We start from the raw sequence: 4,745 nt of genomic DNA on the forward strand, positions 1-4,745 counted from the left end.
GGCGCGACGGCGGATCCGGTCCGCCCGCTCACAGCTCGCCCGCCTCGTGGAGCACGTCGCTCGCGCGGGCGAAGGCGGTGTTGGCCGCCGGCACTCCGCAGTAGACCGCCGACTGCAGCAGGACCTCCTGGATCTCCTCGACCGTCAGGCCGTTGCGCAGCGCGGCGCGCACGTGCATGTCGAACTCGTGCCAGTGGCCCAGGGCGATCATCGCGGTCAGGGTGATGGCGCTGCGCATGCGGCGGTCCAGGCCGGGCCGGGTCCAGATGCCTCCCCAGGCGTTGCGCGTGATGTAGTCCTGGAAGTCGGCGGTGAAGGGCGTCGTCGCCTCGACGGCGCGCGCGACGTGCTCCTCGGAGAGGACCTCGCGGCGCACGCGCATGCCGGCCTCGTGGTCCTCGGAGCGGCGGGGGTCGCGCCCCGCGGCCGCCCGTTCCTTCGCTCGCGGCGCGCCGCGTTTCCATCCGGTGCGCCGTATGGGAGGGTGGCGCCCAGGAGGTTTACATGAACAACTCAGAGATTCCCCAGTATCGAGGCGCGGAGCAGGCCGTCCCCGCGCAGCGCTCCGGCGAGCCCGAGCCGGGGAGGTTCACCCGCCTGAAGGCCGTCACCGTCTGGGTCTTCGCCTTGCACCTGGTCGGCTCGGCGTGGGGGCTGATCCTCATCGGCTCGGGCGCGACGACCGAGGCGACGATGCGGATGCTCCGCGAGACCCCGGGCGCCGAGATGCTCAGCGAGGAGCAGGTGCGCCTTCAGGTGCAGATGTCCGAATGGATCGCCATCGGCACCGGGGTGTTCGGGCTGGTCCTCGCCGTGGCGGTGTTCCTGCTGGTCTACCTCGGGCTGCGGCGCCGCGCGAACTGGGCCAGGATCGTGGGGATCGTCATGGCCTTCGTCTCGCTCGGCATGGGGATCTTCCAGATCGTGTCCCTGGTAACCGAGTCGGCGTTCCTGGGGGCGCTGGGGATCGTGGGCCCCCTGCTGAATCTGCTCTCCTACGCGGCCCTGATCTACTGGCTCGTGCTGGCCTTCCACCGCGAGGTCCGGGAGTTCCTGGTCCCGCGCCGGATGGCCTGAGCCGCGCCCGGCGGGGCGGTCCGCCGGGCGTCTTCCGCCGGCCCCGCCGGCCGGGACCGTCGGTGCGCCGTCACACTCCGCCGATGTGACGTCATCCACACGGAAACCCCGTCCGACGTGGGAAGCTGACGTCCAGGAGGTCATCATGAGCAGCGCAGACATGCCCCAGTTCCGCAGTGCCGGGCAGGACCCGGCCGCCCCTCGTCCGGAGGTCGAGGAGCCGCCGCGCTTCGCCCGCCTCAAGGCCGTCACCATCGGGATCCTCGTGGTCGACCTCGTCAGCTGGGTCATGGACATCGTGGCCCGCATGACCGGTGCCATGAACGACGCCCTTCTCAGCACGGTGAACAGCGTGCCCGGCAGCGAGTCGTTCTCGGACGCCGAGAAGCAGCGCATCGTGGAGAGCTCGGGCGGCCTGAGCATCCCCCAGGCGGCGTTCCAGCTCATCCTGACGCTGGGGGTGTTCGCGCTCGTCTACCTCGGGTTGCGGGCGCACAAGAACTGGGCGCGGATCGTGGGGATCGTCCTGGCCTTCGTGGCGATCGGCGGCTCGCTGTTCGCCAACGTCGCGGCCATCGCGCTCAACGTCCAGATGGGCGCCATCGGGATCGTCTCGATGCTGCTCACGGTGGTCGCACTGGCGCTGCTGGTCTACTGGCTCGTCCTGGCCTTCAGCCGCGAGGTCCGCCTGTTCCTGGCCCCGTCCCGGGCGGTCTGAGCGCGGGACGTCCGGGGCGCGGTGGTCCGGAGACACAGGCGGCCCCGAGACGCAGGCGACCCCGAGACGCGGACGACCCTCGGGGGAAGGCCTCGCAGCCTCCTCCCGGGGGTCGTCGTGCGTCCCGGAGCCCCGGTGGGGACCGGGTCTACCGCATCGCGTACTTCCGGCGCGCGAACCCCAGGCCCACCAGCGAGATCACCGCGATCACCATGTAGTAGATCCCGGGCGCGTACAGCGTGCCGATCCAGGTCAGCACGAGCGGGGCGAAGCCGCCCATGAGCGTCACGCCGGCGTTGTAGGCGATCGAGAGGCCGCTGCCGCGCACCTCGGCGGGGAAGATCGCCGTCATCAGCGCCGGGAGCGGGCCGAAGTAGATCGCCATGATGACGCCGAGGACCGCGACCACGAAGGCGAAGACCGGGACGGTCGGCACCGCGATGATCAGGGCGAACAGGGGCCAGGCCAGGACGAGCGCCGCGATCGCGCCGTAGGTCATGATCCGGGCCGGACCGATCCGGTCGGCGAGCATGCCGATGAACGGCACGCCCACCATGGTCACGACGCCGGCGACGATGCCGCCGAGGTACCCCGCCGTCGCCGGGATGTGCAGCGTCTGCACGGCGAAGGTGGGCATGTAAAGGATCAGGTACACCGAGATGGTGCCGACGCCGACGCAGGCCGTCGCGGCGAGGATCCGCCCGAGGTGCGTGGTGAACGCGGCCTTGAGCGGCGAGCCCTCGCGCTTCATCTGGGTGAACTCGGAGGTCTCCTCGAGCTTCGAGCGGATGTACCAGCCGACCGGGCCGATGAGCATGCCGAAGAAGAACGGGATGCGCCAGCCCCACGAGTCCAGCTGGTCCTCCGTGAGGTAGGTGAACAGCACGAATCCGAAGACCGAGGCCAGGAACATCGAGATGCCCTGGCTGGTGACCTGCCACGAGGCGTAGAAGGCCTTGCGGTGCGGCGCGGTCTCGACCAGGAAGGTGGTGGCGGTGCCGAACTCGCCGCCCGCGGAGAACCCCTGGATGAGGCGCGAGAGCAGGATGATGAACGTCGCGGCGATGCCGATCACCGCGGTGGTCGGGGCGATCGCCATGAGGGTCGTCCCGACCAGCATGAGGAAGATCGTGAGGGTCAGGCCCTTCTTCCGGCCGTTGCGGTCCGCGTAGCTCCCCAGCACCAGCGCGCCCAGCGGGCGGATGAGGTAGGAGACCGCGAAGCCGGCGAAGGTGATGATGAGCCCGACCGTGGGGTCGTCGGACGGGAAGAAGTTCTTCTGGATGATCACCGCGAACGAGGCGTAGACGATGATGTCGAACCACTCGAGGGCGTTGCCGATCGAGCTGCTGACCACCGCCTTGCGGGCGGCGGTCAGCTGCGCCGGGGTGGGCGCGGGGGTCACGGTGGACATGGGGCTTCTCGAATTCTCTGGTGCGGTTTCTCGGGTGCCGGGCCGGTGGGCCGGCGTCGGGCGCTCCGGCGGACGGGCCGCCGGCCGGCTGGCGGATGCCGTCCGGCCGGCGGGCGTCAGGCGGAGAGGCGGTCGATCACGGCGTCGAGGAAGGCCTCGCAGCGCGCGATCTGGTCGAGCTCGATGAACTCGTCGGGCGTGTGGGCCTGGGCGATGTCGCCCGGGCCGCAGACGACGGCGGGGATGCCGGCGCGGTGGAACAGGCCGGCCTCGGTGCCGTAGGCGACCTTGGCGTCGGCGGGCTCCGCGCCGCAGTCGGTCGCGAAGCCGATCAGCTCGGCGTCGGCGGCGGTCTCCAGGCCGGGGGACTCGGCGAGCACGGTGAGCTCGATGGAGGCCTCGGGGGAGACGCGGCGCATCTCCTCCTGGATCCGGTCCAGCTCCCCCTGGAGGGCGGCGCGGATCTCGGCCGGGTCGTCCTCGGCGATGGTGCGGTACTCGAACGTGACCGAGCAGTCGGCGGGCACGATGTTCACCGCGGTGCCGCCCTCGACGTGGTTGACGCTCACGGTGGTGTGCTCGAAGTCGTAGGCGCGGTCGAAGGGGCCGTCCTGGATGAAGCCCTCGGCGAGGTCGCGCACGAAGCGCACGAAGGTGGCGGCGTGCTCGATCGCGTTGACGCCCTCGGTCGTGCGGGACGAGTGGATGGCCTTGCCCCGGAAGTCGGCGCGCAGCACGTTCATCGACTTGTGGCCGCGGACCACGCGCATCGAGGTCGGCTCGCCCACGATGCAGGCGCGCGGCAGCTCGCCGCGCTCCGCGAAGGCCTCGACGAGGCTCCGGGCGCCGACGCAGCCGACCTCCTCGTCGTAGGACAGCGCGAGGTGCACGGGCTCGGAGAGGCTCCGGGCCGCGAGCTCCTCGACCCGGCTCAGGACCACGGCGATGAAGCTCTTCATGTCCGAGGTGCCGCGGCCGTAGAGCCGGCCCTCCCGCTCGACGAGCTCGAACGGGTCGGAGCTCCAGTCCTGGCCGTCCACGGGCACGACGTCGGTGTGGCCGGAGAGGATCACGCCCCCGCCGGTGCTGCCGTCGGCGGCCGGGATGGTCGCCAGGAGGTTGGCCTTGGTGCCGTCCTCGTTCGGCAGCGTGGTGTAGGCGATCCCGAGGCGGTCCAGGAGCTCGGTGGCCTCGGCGAGCAGCGGGAGGTTGCTGTCCCGGCTCGTGGTGTCCACCTCGACGAGGCGGCGCACCCACTCGAGGGCGGCGTCGGACGGCCGGGCGCCCGGCGTCGTGGTGTTCTGTGCAGTCATGATTCCTACCTTTCGGGGGAATCCTACCGCTCCTCCGGGAAGCGTTTACATCGCCGCCAGCGGGAGTCCACCGACCGGACGCGGACCGGCGCGCGGCTGGCGCGCGGCCGGCGGGGACGGGCGGGGGGACGCGGGGCCGGGGGGCCCCCGCACCGACGCCGGGGGGGGAGGCCCGGGGCCCGGCCTGTCTCTTTTACACCTCTCCGGGCCCACGGAACCCGGC

General features: G+C 71.3%; 5 protein-coding genes. 2 read left to right on the plus strand and 3 right to left on the minus strand.

From position 1 onward, the window contains the following. Window positions 1-28 precede the first annotated feature (28 nt). The gene (locus NBM05_RS14985; RefSeq protein ID WP_254169092.1) at window positions 29-382 is read right to left on the minus strand and encodes a carboxymuconolactone decarboxylase family protein; all 354 of its coding nucleotides are present in this window, start codon (window positions 380-382) and stop codon (window positions 29-31) included. 122 nt (window positions 383-504) lie between these two features. Here NBM05_RS14985 and NBM05_RS14990 point away from each other — a divergent pair, with 122 nt between their 5' ends. Further along, on the plus strand, window positions 505-1,077 hold the full coding sequence (locus tag NBM05_RS14990) for a hypothetical protein (RefSeq protein ID WP_254169094.1): 573 nt from the start codon (window positions 505-507) through the stop codon (window positions 1,075-1,077). Between the two features lie 145 nt (window positions 1,078-1,222). After that, complete coding sequence (locus tag NBM05_RS14995; protein ID WP_254169096.1) at window positions 1,223-1,795, plus strand: hypothetical protein; 573 nt, start codon at window positions 1,223-1,225, stop codon at window positions 1,793-1,795. Window positions 1,796-1,943: 148 nt separating this feature from the next. Here NBM05_RS14995 and NBM05_RS15000 read toward each other — a convergent pair whose 3' ends face one another. Further along, window positions 1,944-3,209, minus strand: a complete 1,266-nt coding sequence (locus tag NBM05_RS15000; protein ID WP_254169098.1) for an MFS transporter — start codon at window positions 3,207-3,209, stop codon at window positions 1,944-1,946. 116 nt (window positions 3,210-3,325) lie between these two features. After that, the gene (argE, locus tag NBM05_RS15005; protein ID WP_254169100.1) at window positions 3,326-4,522 is read right to left on the minus strand and encodes an acetylornithine deacetylase; all 1,197 of its coding nucleotides are present in this window, start codon (window positions 4,520-4,522) and stop codon (window positions 3,326-3,328) included. Window positions 4,523-4,745: the final 223 nt, after the last annotated feature.

Origin of the sequence: Rothia santali (assembly GCF_024199905.1) — a bacterium.
Taxonomy (GTDB): Bacteria; Actinomycetota; Actinomycetes; order Actinomycetales; family Micrococcaceae; genus Rothia; species Rothia santali.

Excerpts from the sequence above, each read along its gene's own strand:
- NBM05_RS14985 (WP_254169092.1), bottom strand. The coding sequence starts at position 382 with ATGCGCGTGCGCCGCGAGGTCCTCTCCGAGGAGCACGTCGCGCGCGCC.
- NBM05_RS14990 (WP_254169094.1), top strand. The coding sequence starts at position 505 with ATGAACAACTCAGAGATTCCCCAGTATCGAGGCGCGGAGCAGGCCGTC.
- NBM05_RS14995 (WP_254169096.1), top strand. The coding sequence starts at position 1,223 with ATGAGCAGCGCAGACATGCCCCAGTTCCGCAGTGCCGGGCAGGACCCG.
- NBM05_RS15000 (WP_254169098.1), bottom strand. The coding sequence starts at position 3,209 with ATGTCCACCGTGACCCCCGCGCCCACCCCGGCGCAGCTGACCGCCGCC.
- argE (WP_254169100.1), bottom strand. The coding sequence starts at position 4,522 with ATGACTGCACAGAACACCACGACGCCGGGCGCCCGGCCGTCCGACGCC.